The 20,891-nt window shown below is 69.4% G+C and carries 20 protein-coding genes; 7 read left to right on the top strand and 13 right to left on the bottom strand.

Annotated features, from left to right (window positions below; all coding sequences use genetic code 11):
• Positions 1-83 precede the first annotated feature (83 nt).
• The 3 genes from BLV63_RS09655 to BLV63_RS09645 all read left to right on the top strand — a co-directional run bounded on the left by BLV63_RS09655 (position 84) and on the right by BLV63_RS09645 (position 3,349).
• A complete protein-coding gene (locus tag BLV63_RS09655; protein WP_066212159.1) occupies positions 84-1,289 on the top strand; it encodes an ROK family transcriptional regulator in 1,206 nt (401 codons plus the stop codon).
• Positions 1,290-1,484: 195 nt separating this feature from the next.
• A complete protein-coding gene (locus BLV63_RS09650) occupies positions 1,485-2,591 on the top strand; it encodes a Gfo/Idh/MocA family protein (protein ID WP_066212158.1) in 1,107 nt (368 codons plus the stop codon).
• The gene (locus tag BLV63_RS09645) at positions 2,591-3,349 is read left to right on the top strand and encodes a ThuA domain-containing protein (protein ID WP_066212156.1); all 759 of its coding nucleotides are present in this window, start codon (positions 2,591-2,593) and stop codon (positions 3,347-3,349) included. The genes BLV63_RS09650 and BLV63_RS09645 overlap by 1 nt, the downstream gene beginning before the upstream one ends.
• A gap of 160 nt (positions 3,350-3,509) precedes the next feature.
• Here the strand turns inward: BLV63_RS09645 and BLV63_RS09640 are convergent, their stop codons facing one another.
• From BLV63_RS09640 to BLV63_RS09625, 4 genes are all read right to left on the bottom strand, one after another.
• On the bottom strand, positions 3,510-4,904 hold the full coding sequence (locus tag BLV63_RS09640) for a GntP family permease (RefSeq protein WP_066212154.1): 1,395 nt from the start codon (positions 4,902-4,904) through the stop codon (positions 3,510-3,512).
• Between the two features lie 102 nt (positions 4,905-5,006).
• On the bottom strand, positions 5,007-5,639 hold the full coding sequence (locus tag BLV63_RS09635; RefSeq protein ID WP_066212153.1) for a bifunctional 4-hydroxy-2-oxoglutarate aldolase/2-dehydro-3-deoxy-phosphogluconate aldolase: 633 nt from the start codon (positions 5,637-5,639) through the stop codon (positions 5,007-5,009).
• Entirely contained in the window at positions 5,636-7,312 is a 1,677-nt protein-coding gene (locus BLV63_RS09630) for an N-acyl-D-amino-acid deacylase family protein (protein WP_066212152.1), read from the bottom strand. The genes BLV63_RS09635 and BLV63_RS09630 overlap by 4 nt, the downstream gene beginning before the upstream one ends.
• Before the next feature lie 8 nt (positions 7,313-7,320).
• Positions 7,321-8,640, bottom strand: a complete 1,320-nt coding sequence (locus BLV63_RS09625) for a type III PLP-dependent enzyme domain-containing protein (protein ID WP_254780540.1) — start codon at positions 8,638-8,640, stop codon at positions 7,321-7,323.
• Between the two features lie 184 nt (positions 8,641-8,824).
• Between BLV63_RS09625 and BLV63_RS09620 the strand changes: the two genes are divergently transcribed.
• The 3 genes from BLV63_RS09620 to BLV63_RS09610 all read left to right on the top strand — a co-directional run bounded on the left by BLV63_RS09620 (position 8,825) and on the right by BLV63_RS09610 (position 11,086).
• Positions 8,825-9,820 carry a sugar kinase gene (locus tag BLV63_RS09620; protein WP_066212151.1) on the top strand — a complete coding sequence of 332 codons (996 nt, stop codon included), beginning with the start codon at positions 8,825-8,827 and terminating at the stop codon, positions 9,818-9,820.
• Positions 9,817-10,563: an IclR family transcriptional regulator gene (locus tag BLV63_RS09615; protein ID WP_066212150.1), complete on the top strand. Its 747-nt coding sequence runs from the start codon at positions 9,817-9,819 to the stop codon at positions 10,561-10,563. Before BLV63_RS09620 ends, BLV63_RS09615 begins: the two co-directional genes overlap by 4 nt.
• 118 nt (positions 10,564-10,681) lie before the next feature.
• Complete coding sequence (locus tag BLV63_RS09610) at positions 10,682-11,086, top strand: RidA family protein (protein ID WP_066212148.1); 405 nt, start codon at positions 10,682-10,684, stop codon at positions 11,084-11,086.
• A gap of 110 nt (positions 11,087-11,196) precedes the next feature.
• Here the strand turns inward: BLV63_RS09610 and BLV63_RS09605 are convergent, their stop codons facing one another.
• Entirely contained in the window at positions 11,197-11,694 is a 498-nt protein-coding gene (locus BLV63_RS09605) for an Lrp/AsnC family transcriptional regulator (protein WP_066212146.1), read from the bottom strand.
• Between the two features lie 117 nt (positions 11,695-11,811).
• On the opposite strand from BLV63_RS09605, the gene BLV63_RS09600 reads away from it, so the two are divergent.
• Entirely contained in the window at positions 11,812-12,504 is a 693-nt protein-coding gene (locus tag BLV63_RS09600) for a YitT family protein (RefSeq protein ID WP_082724089.1), read from the top strand.
• Positions 12,505-12,537: 33 nt separating this feature from the next.
• On the opposite strand, the gene BLV63_RS09595 is transcribed toward BLV63_RS09600, so the two are convergent.
• From BLV63_RS09595 to BLV63_RS09560, 8 genes are all read right to left on the bottom strand, one after another.
• Entirely contained in the window at positions 12,538-13,530 is a 993-nt protein-coding gene (locus BLV63_RS09595; protein ID WP_066212145.1) for a HoxN/HupN/NixA family nickel/cobalt transporter, read from the bottom strand.
• A gap of 65 nt (positions 13,531-13,595) precedes the next feature.
• A complete protein-coding gene (locus BLV63_RS09590; protein WP_066212143.1) occupies positions 13,596-14,525 on the bottom strand; it encodes an urease accessory protein UreD in 930 nt (309 codons plus the stop codon).
• The gene (gene ureG / locus BLV63_RS09585; protein ID WP_066212142.1) at positions 14,522-15,136 is read right to left on the bottom strand and encodes an urease accessory protein UreG; all 615 of its coding nucleotides are present in this window, start codon (positions 15,134-15,136) and stop codon (positions 14,522-14,524) included. The genes BLV63_RS09590 and ureG overlap by 4 nt, the downstream gene beginning before the upstream one ends.
• Before the next feature lie 10 nt (positions 15,137-15,146).
• Positions 15,147-15,863, bottom strand: coding sequence for an urease accessory protein UreF (locus tag BLV63_RS09580; protein WP_066212140.1), 717 nt, complete (start codon positions 15,861-15,863; stop codon positions 15,147-15,149).
• Positions 15,863-16,336, bottom strand: coding sequence for an urease accessory protein UreE (gene ureE / locus BLV63_RS09575; RefSeq protein ID WP_066212138.1), 474 nt, complete (start codon positions 16,334-16,336; stop codon positions 15,863-15,865). Before ureE ends, BLV63_RS09580 begins: the two co-directional genes overlap by 1 nt.
• 37 nt (positions 16,337-16,373) lie before the next feature.
• Complete coding sequence (gene ureC, locus BLV63_RS09570; protein WP_074784211.1) at positions 16,374-18,527, bottom strand: urease subunit alpha; 2,154 nt, start codon at positions 18,525-18,527, stop codon at positions 16,374-16,376.
• An 8-nt stretch (positions 18,528-18,535) separates the two neighbouring features.
• Entirely contained in the window at positions 18,536-18,838 is a 303-nt protein-coding gene (locus BLV63_RS09565) for an urease subunit gamma (protein ID WP_066212136.1), read from the bottom strand.
• Positions 18,839-18,998: 160 nt separating this feature from the next.
• Positions 18,999-20,693: a purine-cytosine permease family protein gene (locus tag BLV63_RS09560; protein ID WP_066212134.1), complete on the bottom strand. Its 1,695-nt coding sequence runs from the start codon at positions 20,691-20,693 to the stop codon at positions 18,999-19,001.
• Between the last annotated feature and the right edge of the window lie 198 nt (positions 20,694-20,891).

Below are 20,891 nucleotides of genomic sequence, written 5' to 3'. Positions count from 1 at the left end.
CTTATGCCGGAAGTCAAGCAAAAGTATCCGGAATATTCTGAAAAGTCGCCCCCTGCATGCCCTCCTTGTGCTAAGTCTTATGCATGACCAGTAGCTCTCCTGCCGCGCCCGGCGTCATCGACCTCACCGCGCCGAGCGGCCCCGGCCAGCTCTTCCAGCTGCTCCGGGACGGCGAGGCCCGCACGCGCGCCGAGATCATGGCGCTCACGGGCCTGGCCCGGACCACCGTGGTCGCCCGCCTGGACGCGCTGCTCGGAGCGGGCCTGATCGAGGCCGCCGGTGAGGCGGCCTCCTCGGGTGGCAGGCCGCCGTCGCGCTTCGCGTTCCGCGCCTCCCGCCGGATCGTCCTGGCCGCTGACATCGGCGGCGCCCACGCGACGGTCGCCGTCGCCGACTTGGGAGGGACCATCCTGGCCCGCCATTCGGAGCCGCGGGACATCGCCGACGGCCCGGAATCCACCCTCGCCTGGATCGCCGGCACCGGGCGGGACCTCCTGGCAGAGCTCGGCCGGGACGAACGGGAACTCGCCGGGATCGGCGTCGGCCTGCCCGGACCTGTCGAGCACGAGACCGGGCGTCCCGTGAACCCGCCGATCATGCCCGGCTGGGACGGCTTCGACGTCCCCGCCCGACTGGCACAGGAGTGGCAGGTGCCGGTGCTCGTCGACAACGACGTCAACATCATGGCGCTCGGTGAACAGCACACGCACTGGAGCGAACACCGCGAATTCCTCTTCGTGAAGCTGGCCACGGGCGTCGGGTCGGGCATCATCGCCGGCGGGAGGCTCCAGCGCGGCGCGGACGGCACGAGCGGCGACATCGGCCATGTCCGGGTGCCCGACGGCGAGGACGTCCCGTGCCGCTGCGGCAACACGGGCTGCCTCGAAGCGGTGGCGTCCGGGCCCGCGCTGGCCGCGAAACTGCGCCTCCAGGGCCTGGACGCCGACCGCGGCTCCGAGGTGGTCGCCTTGGCCGCGCGTGGCGAGGTGGCCGCCATTCACGCGCTTCGCCAGGCCGGGCGGGATCTCGGCGAGGTTCTCGCGTTCTGCGTCAACGTGCTGAACCCGTCCGTGATCGTGGTCGGCGGCACGCTCGCTCAGGCCGGGGACCCCCTCATGGCCGGCGCGCGCGAGGCCGTCTACCGCCGCTCCCAGCCCCTCGCCACGCGTCATCTGAGGATCGAACCGTCCCGCGCGGGTGCCGACGCCGGCATCCTCGGCGCGAGCCGCCTCGTGATCGAGCACCTCCTCTCCCCCGAATCCATCGAGGCGGCGATCGCCCGCACGTGAGCGCCGCCCGGAGATGCAGGCGCCGACGTGTAGGCGCTGACGTGTAAGCGCTGACGCAAAACCCTTGACGCGCCGGGCGACCCGTGAAAATCTGCTCTTGGCTTCGTGCGCGCAACTTATGACTTCTACTGTACAAAAGTCCTCTCGCAAGCCTCGAGAACCACCCCTCTCCACCACCCCCGAAAGGAACCACCTGTGACTCAGGAACCCACCCGGCCGGACGCTGAGCAGCTGAGGGTCGGCGTCGTCGGCATCGGCTGGGCCGGCCAGCAGCACCTGGAGGCGTACTCCCGGATCCCCGGCGTCCGCGTGGTGGCCCTCGCCGCCATGGAGGCCGAACCCCTCGCCAGGCTCCAGGCGGAGTACGACGTCCCCGCGACCTACGCCCGCTGGGAGGACATGCTCGACGCCGGCGGTCTCGACGCCATCAGCGTCGCCGTGCCCACCTTCCTGCACGCCCCCATCACCGTGGCGGCCCTCGAACGCGGCCTCCACGTGCTGAGCGAGAAGCCCCTGGCCAAGGACGCCGTCGAGGGCCAGGCCATGGTCGACGCCGCACGGCGCGCCGGTCGCGTGCTGGACGTGGCGTTCAACCACCGCCGCCGCGGCGACATCGGCGCGCTGAAGACGGTCATCGACTCCGGCGAGATCGGCCGCCCCTACTACGCCAAGGCGGCGTGGCTCCGCCGCAAGGGCATCCCGACCCTCGGCAGCTGGTTCACCAACCCGGCGCTGGCCGGCGGAGGTCCCCTGGTGGACATCGGGGTGCACGTCCTCGACTACTCGCTGCACCTGCTCGGCGAGCCCACGGTCGTCTCGGTCAGCGCCACGACGCACTCCGAACTCGGCCCGCGCGGGCTGGGTGGCAACGGCAGCTATAAGGCGACCTCCACCGAGCACCGTTTCGAAGTCGAGGACTTCTCCTCCGCCTTCCTCCGGCTGGAGGGCGGCGGCGCGCTGCTGATCGAGGCGGGCTGGGCCAGCTATCGCAACCCCGACGACGAGATCAACTTCCTCGTCTACGGCACCGACGGCGGCGCCGAGCTGCGGGTGGCCGGCGAACCGATGCCGGAAGCCGGGCACCTGACCGTCTACAAGGACACCGGCGAAGCGAGCGCCGACTACGCCCCGGTGATCGGCCCCAACGGGATGCACCAGCAAGTGGTGGAGGACTTCGTCTCCGCGGTCCGCTCCGGCCCCGAGGAATGGGCACGGCACGACGGCTCGGTCGCCCTGGGGCGCGCCCGCATCATCGACGCCGCCTACCGTTCCGCCCGCGAGAACCGGGAGGTTCAGCTCTGATGTCCCGTCCCCTGCGCATCCTCGTGTGGAACGAAGGCGTCCACGAATCACTCAACGAACCCGCCCACATCGGCGAGATCTACCCCGACGGCATGCACGGCGCGATCGCCGACGGACTCCGGGAACTGCTGCCCGGCGCCGAGGTCTCCACGGCCACCCTGGCATCCGCGCCGGACCACGGTCTGACCGAGGAGGTCCTCGCGGCCACCGACGTCCTCCTGTGGTGGGGCCACATGGCGCACGCCGAGGTGGATGACGCCGTGGTGGAGCGCGTGCAGCGGCACGTCCTGGGCGGCATGGGTCTGCTCGTGCTGCATTCGGGGCACTTCTCCAAGATCTTCATCAAGCTCCTGGGCACCAGCTGCTCCCTCGCGTGGCGCAACGACGGCGAGCGGGAACTGGTGTGGAATGTGAAACCGTCCCACCCGATCTCCGAGGGCGTGGCGAATCCGATCATCATCCCGGAGCAGGAGATGTACGGCGAACTGTTCGACATCCCGGATCCGGACGATCTGATCTTCATCAGCTCCTTCGCCGGGGGCGAGGTGTTCCGCTCCGGCGTCACCTTCACCCGGGGCAAGGGCCGGATCTTCTACTTCAGCCCCGGCGATCAGGAGTACCCGGTCTACCACCACCCCGAGGTCCGCAAGGTGCTGGCCAACGGCGTGCGGTGGGCGGCGCAGCCCGGTCTGGACCGGCGCGAGCCCGGCGTCCAGAACCTCCAGAACGGCTGGTACGAGGCGATCCCCGCGGTCTGACCGCGTTTGGGCCGCACACGGCACGAAGGGCCGGTCACCGAGAGGTGACCGGCCCTTCGCCGTCGTCGTCGCCGGGAGTTCCGGGACGATTCCGCGGGGAGGCGCTGTGCCCTTGAACGCGCAGCGTCTTTGAAGACGCTGTGCCCTGAGGAGAGCTCCGTCAGGAGACGAACACCCACAGGAGGCTCGCCATGCCGAAGCCGACCACCGAGAGCACGGTCTCCAGCACGGTCCAGGTCTTCAGCGTGTCCTTGACGGACATGTTGAAGTACTTGGAGATGATCCAGAACCCGCCGTCGTTGACGTGGCTGGCGATGATGGAACCGGACGAGATGGCCATGACCAGCAGGGCCAGCTGCGGCTGCGAGTACTGGCCGGAGGTCAGCGCCGGGGCGAGGATGCCGCCCGTGGTCACGATCGCCACGGTCGCGGAGCCCTGGGCGATGCGCATGCCACAGGCGATCACGTAGGCGGACACGATGAGGGGCAGACCCGCCTCGGACAGCGAGGTGGCGACGGCCTTGCCCACGCCGGTCGCCGCGAGCACCGCGCCGAAGAACGCGCCCGAACCGACGACCAGCAGGATCATGCCCACCGGGCGCAGCGAGGAGGAGCTGAGCTCGGACAGGTCCTTGGACGTCATGCCGTTGCGGATGCCCAGGAGCCACATGGCCAGCAGCACGGCGACCGTGAGCGCGATGGCCGGGTTGCCGAAGAAGATCAGCACGTCCCGGAAGCCTCCCGCCGGGAGGAACACGTTGCCGAAGGTCGCGCCCAGGATCAGGATCATGGGCAGGCCGATGGTCAGGGCGACGACGCCGATGTGCGGCTCGCGTCCCTTGGCCTCCTCGGATTCGGGGACGATCCGGTCCTCAGGGACGTTCACCATGACCCGCTTGCCGATCCAGGTGCCCCAGAGCATGCCGGAGACGAACCAGGCGGGGATGCCGCAGGCGAGGCCCATGATGATGATCCAGCCGAGCTCCACGTGGAAGAGGCCGGCCGCGGCCACGGGTCCCGGGTGGGGCGGCAGGAACGCGTGCGTCACGGAGAGGCCGGCCAGGAGCGGCAGCGCGTAGAGCGCCAGCGACTTGCCGCCGCGGACCGCCGCCACGTAGACGAGCGGCGCCAGGACGAAGATGCCGATGTCGAAGAACACCGGGATGCCGAGCACGAAGCCCGTGATGCCCATGGCGAGCGGGGTGCCCTTCTCGCCGAACACCTTCACGAGCCGGCCGAGCAGCACTTCCGCACCGCCGGAGCGTTCCAGGATGGCGCCCAGGACCGTGCCCAGGCCGATGATCAGGGTGATGTGACCGAGGATCCCGGCGAAGCCCTTTTCAATGAGGGCGTCGCTGCTCTTGATGGGTGAGCCCACCAATTGCTCGACCGTCACTCCGCCCACGAGGGCCACGAGCACGCCGGTGCCGACGAGGGCGATGAAGGGTTCGACCTTCACCTTGATGATGAGGAAAAGCAGGAGGGCGATGCCCACGCCTGCCAGCAGGAGCAAGCCTGCTGTGTCGTGGCGCAGCCACGACAGGAATCCATCCATGTTCTCTCCTTTGAGCTGTTCGCCTCCGGGGGCCGGGGCGCGGATGATCTATTGGGGGGGCAGGGGTGATGTCGGGGTGGCGGAGTTTCAGAGCCCGGTGCTTCAAAGGGCCTGCACGAAGGCCTTGGCACGCGCGGTGATGTCGTCCCAGTCCCCGGCGTCGACGGCGGCGGGCGGCACCACGGAGGTGCCGCAGCAGACGGCCAGCGCGCCGGCGTCGAGGTACCCGCGGGCGTTCCCGGCGTCCACGCCGCCGGACGGCAGGAGCTTGATCCCCGGGAACGGTCCTTGCAGATCCTTCAGGTACTGCGGTCCGAGCTGGCGGGCCGGGAAGATCTTCACGATCTCCGAGCCGAGGTCCAGGGCCGCGGCCACTTCGGTGGGGGTCATGGCGCCCAGGCTGATGGGCACCCCGGCCTCCCGCGCGACGGCGGCCACGTCCGGACGCAGGCCCGGTGTGACGAGGAACTGAGCGCCGGCGTCGATGGCCTCGCGCGCCTGCGCTGCGGTCATCACGGTGCCCACACCCACGACGGCGCCGTGGTCACCCGCGGTCTCGGCGGCCCGGCGGAGGTGCCGGGTGACGTCCGGGGTGGTGAAGGTCAGTTCCAGGGTGCGGATCCCGCCCTTGGCCAGGGCCTCCGCGAGGCGCGCGGCGTCCGGGATGGCCTTGGCACGGACCACGGCCAGGGTGCGGTCCTCCGCGAGAATCCGTTCGAGCTCCGAGTTGTTCATCGCTGTGCTGCTGTTCCTTCCGGGGTTCGGCGGAGCGCGCGGCCCGCGCGGGCTCCGGTGGGCCGGCCGCCGGCGATGGCCGCCGTGCCGTTGACGAGGACGTAGTGGATGCCGTCGGCGGCCTGACGCGGCTGCTCGAAGGTGGCGGTGTCCCGGACGGTCTCCGGGTCGAAGAGCACCAGATCCGCGGCGTAGCCCTCGCGCACCAGGCCCCGGCGGTCCAGCCGGAGCCGCGCGGCGGGACGCCCGCTCAGATGGTGCACGGTCTCCTCAAGGCTGAGCAGCCCGAGCTCCCGGCAGTAGCGCCCGAGGTAGCGGGGGAACGTGCCCCACGCCCGAGGATGGGGCTTGCCGCCCACCAGGAGACCATCGCTGCCGCCCGTGTGAGTGCGGTGCACCATGATGGCGCGGACGTTCTCCTCGTGACCGACGTGCTGGAGGATGCCCGTGCCACAGCGGTCCTCGAGCAGGATCCCGGCGAAGACATCAAACGGCTCGCGCTCTTCCTCCTGCGCGATCTGTTCGATGGTGCGGCCCACGTACCCGGCCAGCGCCTGGTTCTGCACGCCGCTGATCTCCAGCGTGTCCCATTCGGCGACGACACCGTGGCAGCCGTCGGATCCGTAGATCTCCACGTTCTCGCGGATCCTCGCCCGGGTCTCCGGATCGCGCAGCCGGTCCAGCGTCGCGTCCGTGCCGCCCGCGGAGGCCCAGCTCGGCAGGATCGCGGACAGCGTCGTGGCGCCGGGGAGGTACGGGTACGTGTCGAGGGTGATATCGACGCCGTCGTCGAGCGCCTCATCGATCAGGGCGAGGAGTTCACCCGCCCTGCCCTTGTTCTCCGCGAAGTTCATGGTGGCGTGGGAGAGGTGCAGCGCACAGCCGGTATCCCGGCTGAGGCCGATCATCTCGGCGTACGCGGCGAGCGCGCCCTTGCCGTACGAGCGGTGGTGCGGGGCGTAGAAACCACCCAGCTCCCCCACCGTGCGGCACAGAGCGCCGAGTTCCTCGGTGGTCGCGTACATGCCGGGCGTGTACGTCAGACCGGAGGACATCCCGAGGGCGCCCTCCTCCATCGCGATCCTGACCACCTCGCGCATGCGCTCGACGTCGTCCGGGGTCGCCTCGCCCTCGTCGAAGCCCATGACGAGCGCCCGGACGGTGCCCTGGGGCACGAGGTATGCGGCGTTCGTGGCGATCCGGCCGCCGTCGGCGTCCGGACGGTCCAGCCGGTCCAGGTACTCGCGCACGGACCGCCAGTCCCAGTCGAAGTCCTCGGGATTGTCGTTCCATCCGGCGATCTTCTGGCGGACCCCGGCGAGGGTCGGGTCATCCACCGGGGCGTAGGACAGACCGTCCTGACCCAGCAGTTCCGTGGTGACACCCTGGCTGAGCTTGGCGTAATGGTCCGGCGTGACCAGCAGTTGCAGATCCGAATGGGCGTGCATGTCGATGAACCCGGGACTCAGGACCAGCCCGTCGCCCTCGATGATCTCGCAGCCGGGATCCGCGTGCTCCCGCAGCTCGCCGGGACCGGCGATGCGGGCGATCACCTCGCCTTCGATCAGGACGTCCGCGGCCCGCCGAGGATCGCCGGTGCCGTCCACGAGGGTGACGTTCGTGAAGAGGATCTGGGTGCCGGTGTTCCGGGGAGCGCTGTTCTGTGCAGGCATCGTCGCTCCTAGAAGAAGGTCCGCACGGCGCCGACCACGGTGGGCGCGTCGGTGTCCCGGGTGGAATCGAGCACGGGGATCACGGTCCACTTGTCCAGGGCCGTGCACGGGTGGGAGAGGCCCAGCCGGATCACGTCGCCGGGCTTGACGTCCACGGGTTCGGGGAACCGCAGGAAGGCGTGCTGGTCGTTGACGGCGGCGATCTCGGCGCCGACCAGGGGAATGCCGGGCTCGCCGAGGCCGGGGCTCAGGAACTGCGGGACGGGCAGGCCCTCGTCGAAGGGCAGATCGCGCTTGCCGCCTTCGAGGATCGCCAGGCCCGGCTCGGGCTGGGACACCACGCGCACCCAGGCGTGCATGGCCGAGCGGAACGATGCCGGGCCGTCCGGATCCTGGCGGGAGAACGGCGAGATGCCGCGGTAGAAGCCGTCGTCGTGGACAATGTAGGCGCCGCTGCGGATCACCACGTCGACGCGGGGCGTGCCCGCTCCGCGACTTGTCCGGACCGGGCCGAGGACATCCACGACATCGTCGAAGTAGGCGCTGCCTCCCGCGGTGACCAGCAGCTCGTCCGCGTCGTAGAGCCCTTCGGCGAGCAGCGCTCCGTGGAGCGCGACGACGTCGGCGAGGTAGCCGCGCACGGCGGCCAGGCCGGCGTCGTCCGCCGTATGGGCGAGGGCGCCTTCGTAGCCGCCCACGCCGACCAGCCGGAGCCGCGGGGACGCGTGCACCGCGCGGGCGATGGCCAGTGCCTCCTCATGGCTGCGGACCCCCGTCCGCCCGCCGTGGCCACCGCGCTCGACGATGACATCCAGGATTCCGTCCCGGGCCGGGCTGTCCCCGGTCAGTTCGCGGTCGAGCAGGGCGACGGTGTCCGGCGAATCCACCCAGGAGACGATCCGCGCGCCGTCGGAGGCCTGCTCCGCGGCCCACCGGATCGCCTGCGGGTCCGTGAGGCTGTTGGCGAGCATGAGACGGGTGAATCCGAAGTGGCGGGCCACCCGGAGCTGGGCGGCGTTGGCGAGGGTGATGCCCCAGGCGCCCAGGTCCATCTGCCGCGCCCACAGTTCGGGCGACATGGTGGTCTTCCCGTGCGGGGCAAGCAGGATGCCGCGTTCCTCGCACCAGTCCGCGAGCAGTCGGGCGTTGACGTCGAGGGCGTCGCGGTCAAGGGTGAGCAGCGGGGTCTGAAGGCGGCCGAGCCCAAGACCTCCGAAGTCCGCGAGCCGGAGACCCTGCAGGGCCGCCGGCACGGCCTTGTGCCGGAAGTCGAGGATCTCCTCCCCCACGCTCCGGACCCGGTCCGGGTCGTACATGGTCTGGCTCACTGGTGCACCTCGTCATCGTGGTCGCTCTCCCGGCCCTCACGGTGTGAGGAACCCGAAGGAACTTGCGTTGCGTAATTTGCAATCGATATTGCAAAATGTCTGCCTTCATGTTTAGCATTGAGCCGGGGCCGCGTCAACGGATGCGGCCGGAATCGTGTGAGCAGACCGTCGCAAAGGAGCCGAGATGCCACGAGCCATCTGCCTGGGAGAGACCATGGCGATGCTGACCCCGGGCGGCAACGGGAATCTGGAGACCGCGGACACGCTGCATCTCGGGGTGGGCGGTGCGGAGTCGAACGTGGCCCTGGGCCTCGCGGCGATGGGGCTGGACACGGCCTGGATCAGCCGAGTCGGCGACGACGGCTTCGGGCGGCGCATCCTGCGCGAACTCGAGCGGCATCGCGTGCGGACCGACGGTGTACAGCTCGACCCCGAACGTCGCACGGGCCTCTACGTCAAGGTTCCCGGCGACGCCGGCACCGGCTCCGCGATGCTCTACTACCGCAGCGGTTCCGCGGCCTCGGCGATGGATCCGGCCCTGCTGGAGGACCCCGCCGTCGCGGACCTGCTCGACGGCGCCGATCTCATTCACCTGAGCGGCATCACCGCCGCCCTCGGCGACTCGTGCCGCGACCTGCTCCTGGCCCTCCTCTCCCGGCCCCGCGACCGGCAGCTGATCAGCTTCGACGTCAACTGGCGGCCCGCACTCTGGGAGGGCAGGGATTCGTCGGTCGTCCGCCGGCTCGCCAATCTGGCCGACATCGTCCTCATGGGCAAGGACGAGGCGCTTCTCGCTTTCGGCACCCAGGACGAACGGGAACTCCGTGCCCTGCTGCCCGATCCGGGCGTGCTGGTCCTCAAGAACGAGGCGATCAGCGCCATCGCCCTGGGGCACGACGGCGAACGCTGGGAAGTCCCTGCGCTCCACGTCGAAGTGGTGGAGCCGGTGGGGGCCGGAGACTCCTTCGCCGCCGGCTACCTGAGCGGCGTGGTGTCCGGACTGGAGCAGCCGCTCAGCCTGCGCCGCGGCCACGTCGCCGCCGCGTGCACCCTCACGGTCCACGGCGACAGGGGGCCTCTCCCGGACGACGAGGATCTCGACCGCATCCTGCGCTGCCCCGAGCGCGAGTGGGAGGCCATCACCGTGGCTCACGGCCGGTTCCTGGTGGGACAGTCATGAGCCAGAGTCTGGTGCGCGCCCTGGATCTGCTGTCGGCGCTGGCCGCCGGCCCCGCCACCCTCGACGAGCTCGCGTCCACCGCCGACGTCCACAAGACCACCGTGATGCGACTGCTGCACAGTCTGGAGGACCGGAGGTTCGTGGTCCGGGACGCCCAGCAGCGCTACCGTCTCGGCTCGAAGCTGTTCGAACTCTCCAGCCTGGCGCTGGAGCAGCGGGACATCCGCAGCTCCGCCCACCCCTATCTGGCGCGGCTCAACGAGGCCACGGGGCACACGGTGCACCTCGCCGCCCCGGAGGGCCGGGACATCGTCTACATCGACAAGCTGGAGTCCCGGCATCCGGTGCGCATGTACTCGCGGATCGGCCTGACCGCCGCCCTGCACGCCGCCGCGGTGTCCAAGGTGATCTTCGCGGACCTGCCCCTCGAGCAGCGGAAGGCCCTGGCCGACAGCCTCGAGTACCGCCGGTACACGGACAACACCATCGCCGGCCCGGAGGCCTTCCTGCGCGAGCTGGAGCAGGTCGCCGACCAGGGCTGGGCGCTCGACGGCGAAGAGTTCGAGGAGTTCGTGCACTGCGTCGCCGCGCCCATCCGGGATGCCGGCGGCCGGGTGGTCGCGGCCGTCTCCTGCTCTGTTCCCACCGTCATGCTCGACCGCGAAGGCCTCCTGGGCCTGCTGCCTGCGCTCCGGGAATGCACCGACGCCGTGTCGGCCGAGCTCGGCTACACGAAGCGGTGACGCCTCCGCGGCCGGCCTGACCGGCCTTCACCAGCACGTTCTTCCATCAGCACCGAATTCAGATCAGCAACGAATTTAGATCAGCACCTTACATAGATCAGCACCGAAAGGAATCACCATGAGCTCCAAGGAAATCGTCTTCACCGAGAACGCTCCGGCACCGGCCCACACCTTCTCCCAGGGGGTGAAGAAGGGCGGCCTGTTCCAGGTGTCCGGCCAGGGTCCGATGGATCCCGAGACCAACCAGTACATCGGCGACGGCGACGTCCGCGTCCAGACCCGCCGCACCCTGGAGAACGTCAAGGCCATCCTCGAAGCCGGCGGCTCCTCCGTGGAAGACGTCGTGATGTTCCGCGTGTACCTGACCACCCGCGACGACTTCTCCGCCATGAACGAGGTCTACGGCGAGTTCATCCAGGAGAACGTCCCGAGCGGCCAGCTCCCCAGCCGCACCACGGTGTTCGTGGACCTGCCCCACGAGGTCATGCTCGTCGAGATCGACGCTCTCGCCGTCACCGCCTGAACACGGCGGACGCCGCCCGGAGCCTGATCACTCAGGCTAACCACCGGGCAGCACGAAGGCCCGGAGCGGACAGCCGCTCCGGGCCTTCAGTGTTTTTTGAGGCGCCCGCCTCAGCCCTGTGCCGCCCCGTCCTGGGCCGCCCGACGCTCCAGCAACGCGCGTGTGCGGAACGGCATCGTCTCCTCAAGAGACACCGCCGTGCTCGACCGGACCACTCCCGGCACCGCGACCATCGCCTGCGTGACCCGGTTCAGATCCGAGGTGTCCCGTGCCACCACCTTGACCAGGAAGTCCGCGTCGCCGGTCGTCTTGTGGATCTCCACCACCTCGGGGATCTCCTGGACGCTCCGCACCGCCGTCGCGCTGTCCGCCTGAGCGATCGCCAGAGAGACGAAGGCGACCAGACCGTAGCCGAGGGCGGACGGCGGCACCCGCTGGGTGAAGCCGAGCAGGAGCCCCTGACGGTTCATCCGCTGCAGCCTGGCGTGCACGGTGTTCCGCGAGACGCCCACGAGGTGGGCGAGGCGCAGCACGGAAGCACCCGGCTCCTCGTCCAGGGCGAGCAGGATACGGGCGTCGAGCGCGTCCAGGCCATGGGGGTCATTCATCGGTGATTCCCTCCTCGTCTAGGCAATAATGCAGGTGTTTTGGATCTTGGCTAGGCAATCATCCCAGTGAAAATGGCCGAGCTTGCGCGGATGTACCAGCGTTCCGAAAATTCTCTCATGAGCATCTTGCAGGTCCGTCGTCCGCAGGACGTCCCCCCGACTCGTCCGGACTCCCCCGTCGCTCCCACCGACGCGACCCCCTCCGCCACCCCGGAGAGCACCCGGCACGGGCTGGCGGAAGACCTGCTCGGGCTCATCACGGGAACCTTCATCGCCTCCCTCGGCCTGTACCTTCTGCACAGCAGCGGGACGGTGACCGGAGGGACGGCGGGGCTGTCGCTCCTGCTCAGCTACGCGGTCGGCGCCCCGTTCGGCGTGGTCTTCCTCATCGTGAACGCCCCCTTCTTCGCCCTGGCGGCCTGGAAGAAGGGCTGGAACTTCACCCTGCGCACCATCGTGTGCGCCCTCGCTGTCTCCGCGCTGACCTCTCTGCACCCCCTGGCCCTCGGCGAGATCCACCTGAATCCCGTCTACGGCGCACTGGCCGGCAATCTGCTCTCCGGCGTCGGGCTGCTGATCCTGTTCCGGCACAAGGCCAGCCTCGGCGGATTCAACATCCTGGCGCTGCTCATCCAGGAGCGCATCGGCTGGCGGGCCGGCTACGTGCTCATGGTGGCCGACATTCTCGTGATCCTCGGCGCCCTCACCGTGGTCCCCTGGAACCTGGTGCTGCTCTCGGCGGCCGGGGCGATCGTCCTGAACATCATCCTGGCGTTCAACCACCGCCCGGGACGTTACACCGGCATGTAGAGTCGTCGTCCGGGCTGCCGGCTCGAACCGGCTTCAGCCCACGGACGGGCGTCGCACCCGGCGTGCCAGGGCCGCGACGGCCCAGACCACGAGGAAGGACGCGACCAGGAGCAGGCCGGCGTCGCCCAGATCGATCGAGGCCAGGAACCCGGTGACCGGATCCTCCAGCCCGAGCAGCTCCCGGAACAGCGCCCCGAGCGTGATGGTGGCGACGAACAGGGCCGACACGGCGGACATCCCGGTCACCACCAGGTTGAAGCGGAGCCGCTGCAGGGGCTGGGCGAGCGCGTTCCGGTAGAGCGTCATCATCGCCGCGCCATTGGCCGTGTCGAAGAGGGTCATCGCAGCAGAGAACGCGAACGGCATGGCCAGCAGCGCGACGGCGGGCACCCCGGCCAGGACCGCCGACGCGGAGGTCACGAGCAGGCCGACCGTGGTCGCGGTGTCGAAGCCGAGACCGAACAGGAACCCGACCGCGTACAGATGGCGTGGGGCCTGCACGGCCTTCAGCGGCGCGGCCACCAGACGCGCCGCCAGGCCGCGCGGTTCAAGATCCTGCGTGCTGACCGGATGCCCCTCCCGCAGCAGCCGTGCCGTCCGGGCTGTGCCGAAGAACGCGCCCGAATTGAAGAGGCCGAGCGTGAGGAGGAAGAAGCCGGACACGGCCGCCCCCGTGCAGGACAGCACCACGTTCGCCGTGCTGCCTTCGGCGAAGAGCTGCTGCATGGACCCCACCCCCAGCACCACGAGCGCGCAGGCCAGGACCACCACGGTGCAATGCCCCAGGCTGAACGCCAGGCCGACACCGGTGTGATACCTGCCCTGCGCAGCGAACCGGCGGCTGGAATTGTCGATGGCCGCGATGTGGTCCCAATCGTAGGAGTGCTTCACACCGGCCAGGTACGCCACCGCGCACAGGCCCAGCGCGGTGCCGGACTGAGGCCCGGCGGCGGCGAGCAGGAACGCCCCGGCCAGGAGGTGCAGGACGAGGACCACGGCTGCGGCCCGGAGGGTCTTGTGTCGCATCTCGGTACTTCCTCAGGTCTGTGGTTGCAAAAGTCGGTGTCTTCCGCCGCCAGTCAGGTGCGCCGTCAGTATTTGCGCAGGTCGACGGGCGGCTGCCCGTGCCATTCGCGGCGCATCCAGTCCAGCGCCCGGTGAAGGACGGCCTCCGCGGACTGGGTGCTGCCGGTCAGGGCTCGCAGGACGAAACCCGGCACGGCCAAGCGGGTGATCCCCAGCAGCGCACCCGACGACGCCGGCTGGAGCAGGACGCCGAGCTCCTCACGGAGCCGCTGCACGGCGTCGTCCTCCGCACGGGGGTCGACCACGAGCAGCGTGGCGAGGTGCGAGTGCCCGCCGAGCATGAGACGGGCCGTGCCGCCCTGGTCCGGGCGCAGCAGGAGGTTGTCGGAGACCGCGAGCCGGCCGCCCACGTGCACGCGGGTGCGCAGGGACACCTCGTCGAAGCGGAACGAGGTGCCGTCGGGCGCCCAGCCGTGCGTGACGGTCTCCGCGAGGGCGAGCGACGCCGTCGGATGCATCCACACCTCGGTGTCCTGGTGGTAGCTGGCGGCCTGATAGGCGATCAGCGCGTCCGGGACGGATTCGAGGCGCGCACCGGCCTCCAGGCGGAACTGCTGGCTCGACCGGGCGGGACCCTGGGGCGTGCGGTAGACCTTGGTGGCCGACTGCGTGGTCAGAAGGAGCGACGTGTCCGCGCCCAGCTCCGCGCCGAGCACGTACCGGTCCCCGCCCAGATAGCCCCCGCCCGGATTGATGGCGGTGACCAGGACCTGCCCGTCCTCCTCAGTGGTCCTTTGAGCGGCGGGCCGGGCCCCAGCCCCCGGATAGAGCGGCCGGAGCATCCGGAGCGCGCCGGAGTGGAACTGCCCGGTCACCACGGAGCGGCCGTTTCGGGCCTCGAGCCGGAGACGCAGCTCGCCTGTGGGCTCCGCCGGGCCGGCACCGGAAGCCACGTGAGCCCCGGCCGCCCCCTGAGACACGGCGGTCACGGTCACGCGAGGTCCGTCATGAGCACGTCCCGGCGGATCCAGTTCAGCACGTAGTCCAGGCCGTCGTCGGTCTTGAGGTTGGTGAAACAGAACGGGCGGTCTCCGCGGAACGACCGCGAATCGCTCTCCATCACCGCCAGATCCGCGCCCACATGCGGCGCGAGGTCGGTCTTGTTGATGACCAGCAAATCCGACTTGATCATGCCCTGCCCGGCCTTGCGCGGGATCTTCTCCCCCTGCGCCACGTCGATGACGTACACGGAGAAGTCCACGAGTTCCGGGCTGAAGGTGGCCGAGAGGTTGTCGCCGCCCGATTCGACGAAGATCAGCTCCAGGCCGGGGTGGCGTTCCTTCAGGTCCTCGATCGCCGCCGTGTTCATGGAGGTGTCCTCACGGATGGCGGTGTGCGGGCAACCGCCGGTCTCCACGCCGACGATCCGGTCCTCCGGGAGCACGCCGTTGCGCGCCAGGATCTTGGCGTCCTCGATCGTGTAGATGTCGTTCGTGATGGCGGCCATGGAGAAGTCGTCGATGAGCGCACGGGTCACGCGCTCCACCAACTGGGTCTTCCCGGCGCCCACGGGGCCGCCGATGCCGATGATGACGGGATCGTTCATGGTCTGCTCCTCAACTGGCGAACATGCGCGCACGCTGGTGCTCGTGCCGCATCTGATGGATTTCAAGGGCGGGCGCCGCGGCGCCGAAGTGCCGCTCGTCGGCGGTCCTGGACCGTTCGACGGCGGCGGGCACCCGGGCGCGCACGCCCGCCAGGACGCGTTGCCCGGAGAGCTGGCCCAGCGGGATGGCCCGCACGGCGTTGTAGGCGAGGGAGGTCAGCGCCGCCGAAAGGTGCGCCTCCACGACGGTGCCCTCGTCGAACCCGAGCCCGTGAGCAGCGAGGGCGAACGCCAGGACGAAATGACCCTGACAGTCGCCCGCAGCCACCGCGTCGGCGTAGGCCTCCACGGCCGGCGAGGGGAACGACTCGCGGGCGATCTCCAGCAGGCGGCGGCCCATCCGCAGGCTCGCCTCCCGGAGCTGACGCGGGATGAGCAGCGCGCCGAGTTCTGCGTCGAGGTCCTGAAGACCGTCAAGAGCCGCTCCGCCGGGGTGATCACCCAGCCCTGCCGCCAACCGGCAGGCCCGGCGCACCGCGATGGCGTCCGTGAACGTCAGCTGGGTGCTGAGGTATCCCTCCAGCCAGGCCAGCAGGGTGTGCTCGTCCGTCACCTCGCCACTGTCCAAGTACGGTTCCAGGCCGAAGGAATGGCTGAACGCACCGGTCGGCAGGGCCGAGTCGGTGAGCTGAAGGAGCGCCGCGAGGCTGGGGGCCGGACGGCTCATCAGTGGGTGTGCTCCGCGTGCCGGAACGGCACGGCCATGACCAGTTCCTGACGGCTGTACGGCACGTGATGGTGGTTCAGGAAGTCCTCCACGGTGTGGTCGTACTGGCACACCATGACGTCGGCGGCATAGTCCGAGTCCGGCCCGAAGAACTGCGCCTGCAGGTGGCGGTTGCCGAGCGAGTGGGCCGTGAACAGCGCCTCCCCGATGCTCCGCGGCGCGATCACCAGCACGTCGCTGGCCTCCACGGCCACCACGACGGCGTTGCCCTCCTCCGCGAACAGCACGTCGCCGTCGCGCAGATCGGGTGAGCCGGCCGGCAGCCGGATGCCGAGCTCGCGGCCGTGGTCACTGGTCACGCGCTGAATCCGCTTGGCCAGGTCCGCCACGGGAAGGGTGACCTTCTCGCGGTGGCCGGCCGGGAAGGGGTGGTCCTCGTCATGGATGTTGCCGAGGATGCTGGTCACGATCATGGTCGTCTCTTTCTCCGGGGCCGGTCCGGAACAGGTGTCAGAACAGGAAGTACCGCTGGCCCAGAGGCACGGAGTCCACGGGATCGCAGGTCACGACCTCGCCGTCCACCCGCACCTCATAGGTCTGCGGATCCACGTCGAGACGCGGAGTCTCCCCGTTGAACGGCAGGTCCTGTTTCCGCAGGTTCCGGATGCCACGCACCGGCCGGATGACCTTCTTCAGCCCCAGCGAGGCGGCCACGCCGGCGTCCACGGCCGCCTGCGAGAGGAAGGTGATCGAGGAGGCCTGGACACTGCCGCCGTACGCGCCGAAGGCCATGCGGAGGGTCTGCGGCTGCGGCGTCGGGATCGAGGCGTTCGGGTCGCCCATCACGGAGTTGGCGATCGTGCCGCCCTTGAGGACCAGGTCCGGCTTCACGCCGAAGAACGCCGGATCCCAGAGGACGAGGTCCGCGAACTTGCCCACTTCGAGGCTGCCCACCGAATCCGCGATGCCCTGCGCGATGGCGGGATTGATCGTGTACTTGGCGACGTACCGCTTGATGCGGAAGTTGTCCGAGTCCGTGCCGGCGTCCGGCGCCGTCGTGCTGCCGTCGGGATTCAGGTGGCCGCGCTGGGCCTTCATCTTGTCCGCCAGCTGCCAGGTGCGGGTCACCACTTCCCCCACGCGGCCCATGGCCTGGGAATCGCTCGACATGATCGAGAACACGCCGAGATCATGCAGCACGTCCTCCGCCGCGATGGTCTCGGGCCGGATGCGGGAATCGGCGAACGCGACATCCTCGGGGATCGCCGGGCTCAGGTGGTGGCACACCATGAGCATGTCCAGGTGCTCCTCCGCCGTGTTGCGGGTGAAGGGGATCGTCGGGTTGGTCGAGGCGGGCAGGACATTGGGCTGGGCCGCGATCGCGATGATGTCCGGCGCGTGACCACCGCCCGCGCCCTCCGTGTGGAAGGTGTGGATCACCCGGTCTCCGATGGCCGCGACCGTGTCCTCCAGGAAGCCGCATTCGTTCAGGGTGTCCGTGTGGATGGCGACCTGCACGTCGTACTCGTCCGCGACCTGCAGCGCCCTGTCGATCGAGGCGTGGGTGGCGCCCCAGTCCTCGTGGATCTTCAGGCCGATGGCGCCGGCGCGGATCTGCTCCGCGAGAGGTTCGGTGCTGCTGGCATGCCCCTTGCCGAGCAGGCCGATGTTCATCGGGAACGCCTCCGCGGCCTGGAGCATCCGGGCGATGTGCCAGGCGCCGGGCGTGACCGTGGTGGCTTTGGTGCCCTCGGCCGGTCCCGTGCCACCGCCGATCATCGTGGTCACGCCGGAGGCCAGGGCGGTGGGGATCTGGTCCGGGGAGATGAAGTGGATGTGGGTGTCGATGCCGCCCGCGGTGAGGATCTTGCGCTCCCCCGCGATGATCTCGGTGGAGGACCCGACCACGATGTCCACACCGTCCTGGATGAGCGGGTTCCCGGCCTTGCCGATCGCCTGGATGTGGCCGTCGCGGAGTGCGACGTCTGCTTTGTAGATCCCGCTGTGGTCCACGATGAGCGCGTTGGTGATGACCGTGTCCGGCACGTCGCCGCCGTCGCGCGTCACCTGGCCGTTCTGGCCCATGCCGTCGCGCAGCACCTTGCCGCCCCCGAACACCACTTCCTCGCCGTAGACGGTCAGGTCCCGCTCCACCTCGGCGAACAGGCCGGTGTCACCGAGCCGGACGCGGTCACCGGTGGTGGGCCCGTAGAGCTGGGCGTACTGCGTGCGCGGGATCGCGAGATTCGGCAGGCCGCCGTCCTCACTCGCAGCCGACGACGACGGCGCCGCATCCGCGCCGTCGTTCGGTGCCGCCGCGTCATCCAGCGGGCCCTCGGTCAGTCCGCGCAGGCCGTACACCTCGCGCGCGCCGGCGAGCGGGACGAGCCGCACGGTCTTGGTGTCGCCCGGCTCGAAGCGCACGGCCGTGCCGGCCGGGATGTCGAGCCGGAGCCCGTGTGCTGCCTGCCGGTCGAAGTCGAGGCCGCGGTTGGTCTCGGCGAAGTGGAAATGCGATCCGACCTGGACCGGCCGGTCGCCCGTGTTGGTGACGGCGAGCTCGGTGACGGGACGGCCCGCGTTGAGCGTGATGTCGCCGTCCGCCACCAGGGTCTCGCCGGGCGTGAAGGACGGGGAGGACGGGGTGCTGTTCTCGATGCTCATGACTCGGCCTAACGGATCGGTTCGTGGACGGTGACGAGCTTGGTGCCGTCGGGGAAGGTGGCCTCGATCTGGACGTCGTGGATCATCTCCGGCACCCCTTCCATGACGTCCTCGCGCCGGAGGATCGTGGCGCCCCAGGACATGAGTTCTGCCACCGACCGGCCGTCCCGCGCCCCTTCGATCAGTTCGTAGCTGAGGATGGCGATCGCCTCGGGATAGTTGAGTTTCAGCCCGCGGGCCTGTCTGCGCCGCGCCAGATCGGCGGCGACCACGATCATCAGTTTTTCCTGCTCACGTGGGGAAAGGCGCATGGGGAGGCTCCTGCTGACAGGAGTGACGGCTCAGGGGTTCCGGCACTCACGAGGTGGGGGAATTTGATCGTACGACCACAAGCAGCGGATCTGTTTCATGGGGCAACAGAACCGTGGCGTGTCGCTGTTTGTTACCGACGGGCTCGCGGCCGTCGCCGCCTCACCGCGGGTCGGCAGGCAGGACGTGCGCGCCGCTGCGGTCCGTCGCGAGAGCGAGGGAGGACACGTAGCGGATCTCGCCCTCCGGCCCGTCCACGGCGGAGCGGATCATGTCAGGACGTTCGAATTCCAGCCCCGTCACGTGACACAGCAGCGTCTCCCCGGAGGGGTTGCCGTGCTCGTCGAACATCGGCAGGTCGACGCCGTCGTCGGCGCGGCGCAGGTAGAACTTGCCTCCGGTGAGGATGGCCATGAGCGGGGTGGCGATGAACGCGACCAGGACGGCGACCACGGGCGAGAACGGCTGGATCGCCGGACCGAAGGCCCCGAAGAACACCGCGATCGAGAGGCCCGCCGAGAGGATCATCGAGACGAAGCCCACCGGATTGATCGCGTAGAGCATGCCGCGGCGGAACTCCGGGATCTTCGGGGAGATCTTCAGGACGTACTTGTTGATGCCGATGTCCGTGGCGACCGTGACCACCCAGGCCATGGCGCAGTTCGCGTAGAAGCCGAGGATCGCGTTGAGGAAGGAGAACATGTCCGCCTCCATCAGGACGAGGGCGATGCCCACGTTGACCACCACGAACACGAGCCGCCCCGGGTAGCGACGGGTGAGCCGCGTGAAGGAGTTGGTCCAGGCCAGCGAACCGGAGTAGGCGTTGGTCACGTTGATCTTGATCTGCGAGATGACCACCAGGACCACCGCGAGCGTCATGGCGAGCCACGGCGGCATCATCTCCCGGTAGACGCCGAGGAACTGGTGCACCGGCTCATTCGCCGTCGCCGACGCCGCCGGGTCGAGCCGTGCGACGAGGTACACCGCGATGAAGAGACCGACCGCCTGCTTGATCGCGCCGAACACCACCCAGCCCGGGCCGGCCAGGATCACGGCGCGCCACCAGGAGCGGCTGTTCTCCGGCGTCTTGGGCGGCATGAAGCGCAGGTAGTCGATCTGCTCGGCGATCTGCGCCATGAGCGAGAGGCAGACACCGGCGGCGAGCATGGCCGAGGCAAGATCCACCCCGCCCTGTCCCGAGGTGCCCTGGTAACTGAGGAAGGCGCCGAGCGAATCCGGGTGCGCCGCCACGAGATACACGAGCGGCACCACCATGAGCAGGAGCCACAGCGGGGTGGTCCAGACCTGGAGCTTCGCCAGGGCGTTCATGCCGAAGATGACGAGCGGGATGATCAGCACGGAGGAGATCAGATAGCCCAGCCAGCGCGGGATGCCGAGGCCCAGTTCAAGGCCCTGCGCCATGATCGAGCCTTCGAGGGCGAAGAAGATGAAGGTGAAGACGGCGAAGATGACGTTGGTCAGGATGGAGCCGTAGTAGCCGAAGCCGGAGCCGCGGGTGATGAGATCCAGATCGATGTTGTAGCGCGCCGCGTAGTAGGCCAGCGGGAAGCCGGTCACGAAGATGATCACGGCCGCGATCGCGATGCCGAGCAGCGCGTTGACCGTGCCGTACGCCATGCCGATGTTGGCGCCGATCGCGAAGTCGGCGAGGTAGGCGATGCCGCCCAGCGCACTGGTTGCGACGACGCCGACGCCCCACTTCCGGTAGGAGCGCGGTGCGAAGCGGAGGGTGTAGTCCTCCAGGCTCTCCCGGGTCGCCGCCTGGGCGGCGGCGTCCTGAGGTGACGCCTGCTGAGACGGTGGGGTCTGGGGTGTGGTGAGGGTGTCCTGCGTCAAGAGCTGCCTCCTGGTGGTCGGATGAGGTTCCTGCTCAGCACGCTACGGAGCCGCGATGCCCCCGTGATGACGCTGGTGTTTCGGTGAGGTATCGACGTGTGTCGGCGGGGTAAATCCGCGTTTCGGCCACATTTCGCGGAAGCGGTGGCGAAGCCGGCCCGCGCCACTTGCCTGTGAATCAGATCACGTGTATCTTCA

Source organism: Arthrobacter woluwensis, from assembly GCF_900105345.1.
Classification (GTDB): Bacteria; Actinomycetota; Actinomycetes; order Actinomycetales; family Micrococcaceae; genus Arthrobacter_E; species Arthrobacter_E woluwensis.
Note: the sequence above shows the minus strand (reverse complement) of the source record. Positions and strands in the feature narration are given on the sequence as shown.